General features: G+C 76.0%; 3 protein-coding genes. 2 read left to right on the top strand and 1 reads right to left on the bottom strand.

The genetic code is table 11. The features are described 5' to 3' along the window. Positions 1-21 precede the first annotated feature (21 nt). Positions 22-1,404: an amino acid deaminase gene (locus L7D48_RS27705; protein ID WP_237883672.1), complete on the bottom strand. Its 1,383-nt coding sequence runs from the start codon at positions 1,402-1,404 to the stop codon at positions 22-24. 218 nt (positions 1,405-1,622) lie between these two features. Between L7D48_RS27705 and L7D48_RS27700 the strand changes: the two genes are divergently transcribed. Next, entirely contained in the window at positions 1,623-2,606 is a 984-nt protein-coding gene (locus tag L7D48_RS27700) for a sugar kinase (RefSeq protein WP_237883673.1), read from the top strand. Then, positions 2,603-3,096 (top strand): IclR family transcriptional regulator (locus L7D48_RS27695; RefSeq protein ID WP_237883671.1); only part of this gene is annotated, 494 nt, incomplete at its 3' end. The genes L7D48_RS27700 and L7D48_RS27695, both read left to right, overlap by 4 nt.

Below are 3,096 nucleotides of genomic sequence, written 5' to 3'. Positions count from 1 at the left end.
GAAGCGGGGCGGGGCGGGGGGTCAGAAGAACGTGCGGACGAAGTCGGTGACGGCGCCGTCGGCCTCGGCGACCGGGATGAGCTGCCACCGGTCGAAGACCGTGCACGGATGCGACAGGCCCAGCGCCACCCAGTCGCCCACCTCCAGCTCCGCGCCCGGCGCGAGGCGGAGGAACGCGTGCTGGTCGGCCAGCTTCACCACCTCCATCCCCTCCGCGGCCCGCTCGGCGCCGCCGGCGGTGCGGACGGCCACCGGCTGGGGCAGGCCCAGGTCGTAGGAGGCGTCGCGCTTGCCCGCGTTGAGGAACGCCAGATGCGGCTCGGGCCGGGAGACCACCTGCGCCCACAGCCGGAACGCCGGCAGCAGCGAGCCCTGCCCGGGAACGCGGTTGAACGGGGTCGCGCGGCGGTAGTGGCCGTCGTCGTGCGAGACGTACGCGCCCGAGCGCAGCAGCTTCAGCATCGGGCGCGACAGCTTCGGCACGCGCCCGAAGGCCTCGGCCACCACGTCGAACCAGGCGCTGCCGCCCGCGCTCACCACGATCTCCTCGTCCGGGCCCAGGGCGGCGAAGTGGCCCGCCGCGTCCAGGCCGGCGGCCAGCGCGACCAGGTCCTCCAGCCAGGCCCGCACCCGCGCGGCGTCGGCGTCCGGCACCTCGCCCTCGTAACCGGCGACACCGACCAGCCGCAGCGAGGCCGCCTCGGCCACCGCCCGCGCCACCCGTGCCGCCTCCTCGGCCGTGCGCACACCGGTACGGCCGCCCGCCACGCCCAGTTCGACGACGACGTCCAGGGGGCGGGGGGCGGGGGAGGCGCCGAGGACCGGGGCCAGGGCGGCGTCCATCAGCTCCACGCCGCGCACCGAGTCCACGTAGCAGACGATCTCCGCCTCCGGGTCCGCCGCGAGCTCCCCGGCGATCCAGCGCAGCGCGGCGGCGTCCACCACCTCGTTGGCCAGGAAGATCCGGCGCACCCCGAAGGCTCGGCAGACGCGCGCCTGGGAGGGCACCGCGACCGTGATGCCCCAAGCGCCGTGGTCGAGCTGGCGCCGGAACAGCCGCGGGGACATCGAGGTCTTGCCGTGCGGGGCGAAGGCGAGGCCGTGCCGGGCGGCGAAGGCGCCCAGCTGCCGCAGGTTGTGCTCCAGCGCCCCGGCGGCCAGCGTCAGCACCGGGGTGGTGAAGCCGCCGGTGAACAGCGGGCGGCGCTCGGCCGCCAGTTCGCCCACGGTCAGTCCCGCCGCGTCCGGGGGCAGCCCCTTGAAGCGGTGGTCGACGACCTCATCGGCGAGACGGGCGACGGGGTCCGCGGGCCCGGGCCCGCCGGTGTGCCGGGGGTTTCCGGGCCGCCGGGGGCGCTCGGGATGCTCGGCGTGCTCGGCGTGCTCGGGGTGCTCGTCGGCCATGGTGGACTCCGGACTCCGGGGCGGACCCCGGGAGGGTGATTGCGATATGTGCAACACTTATTGCGCATAGTGCTCGTTGCTGTCTAGCATCCCCGCGAACGCCCGGTCAACGGACGGCCGGGACGGAAGCGGGGGAGGGGAGGGCGACCGTGACAGTGCCTCCCGTGACCTCCCCACCCGCCGGGGCCGCCTTCGACGTGGTCTGCCTGGGGGAGACCATGGCGGCCTTCCGGCCCGCCGGCCCCGGCCGGCTCGCCGACTCCCCGGTCTTCGTCCGAGGTGTCGGCGGCGCCGAGTCCAACACCGCCTGCCTGCTCGCCGGCGCCGGGCACCGGGTCCGCTGGATCGGGCACGTGGGCACGGACGGCTTCGGCGACCACGTACTGGCCGAGATCGCCGCCCACGGAGTGGACGTCTCCGCCGCGCGCCGTGACCCCGACCGCCCCACCGGCGTCTACTTCCGCACCGGCGGCGAGCGCTCCACCACCGGCGAGCGGCCCGCCGACCCGGCCCTGGCCGAGGTGCTCTACCACCGCGCCGGATCGGCCGCCTCCGCGATGTCCCCGGACACCGTCGACCGCGCCGCCGCCGAATCCGGCCGGATCCTCCACCTCAGCGGCATCACGGCGGCCCTCTCCGACGGCTGCCGGGCGCTGCTGTACGAGCTGACCGAGCCCCGGCCCGGGCGGCCGCTGCTGTCCTTCGACGTCAACTACCGGGTGGGGCTGTGGAAGAGGCGGGATCCGGCCGTCCTGCTCGACCTCGCCCGCCGCTGCGACCTGGTCTTCACCGGTGCGGACGAGGCACGGGCCGCCTGGGGCGCGGCGGACCCGGCCGCCCTGCGCGAACTGCTGCCGGAGCCGTCCGTACTCGTGGTCAAGGACGGCGGGCGGGGCGCGACGGCCCACACCGCGACGGGCACCTGTCACGTGCCCGCCCTGTCCGTGGAGACGGCCGACCCCGTCGGCGCCGGGGACGCCTTCGCCGCCGGGTTCCTCTCAGCCACCCTGCGCGGGCTGCCCCCGCGGGCGCGGCTGCGGCACGGCCATCTGGCCGCCGCCGCCGCGCTCACCTGCCCGGGCGACCTCGCCGAGCCGCCCGGCCGGGCCCTGGCCGACCGGCTGGCCGCGCTCGACGACGACGCCTGGGGCAGACTGCGGCTCACCCCCGGCTGGACCACACGGAAGGCGCGAGACAGATGAGCCAGACCGTCGACCGGGCGCTGAGCATCCTCCCCCTGCTCGCGCGCGGTCCCGCAGGCCTCGAACAGGTCGCCCGGCACCTGGACGTCCACAAGTCCACCGCCCTGCGGCTGCTGCGCACCCTGCACGAGCACGGCATGGTCCACCGCCAGGCCGACCAGCGCTACCGCCTGGGGGCGCGGCTGATCGCGCTGGCCCAGGAGGCCGTGGAGAACATCGACGTGCGCGCCGTCGCCCACCCGTACCTGACCGAGCTGAACGAGGCGTGCGGGCACACCGTCCACCTGGCGGTGCGGCAGGAGGACGAGGTCCTCTACATCGACAAGGTCGAGAGCCGCTACCCGGTGCGGATGTACTCGCGCATCGGCAGGCCGGTGGCGGTCACCGTCGCCGCGGTCGCCAAGGTCATCCTCGCCGACCTGCCCGAGACCGAGCGGCGCGCGCTCGCCGAACGCCTGGACTACCCCCGCCACACCCCCCGCTCCACGCC

Origin of the sequence: Streptomyces sp. ICN903, assembly GCF_022015835.1 — a bacterium.
Classification (GTDB): domain Bacteria; phylum Actinomycetota; class Actinomycetes; order Streptomycetales; family Streptomycetaceae; genus Streptomyces; species Streptomyces fenghuangensis.
The sequence above is the reverse complement of the archived record's forward strand: the minus strand, read 5'-3'. Positions and strand labels throughout refer to the sequence as shown.

Excerpts from the sequence above, each read along its gene's own strand:
- L7D48_RS27705 (WP_237883672.1), bottom strand. The coding sequence starts at position 1,404 with ATGGCCGACGAGCACCCCGAGCACGCCGAGCACGCCGAGCATCCCGAG.
- L7D48_RS27700 (WP_237883673.1), top strand. The coding sequence starts at position 1,623 with ATGGCGGCCTTCCGGCCCGCCGGCCCCGGCCGGCTCGCCGACTCCCCG.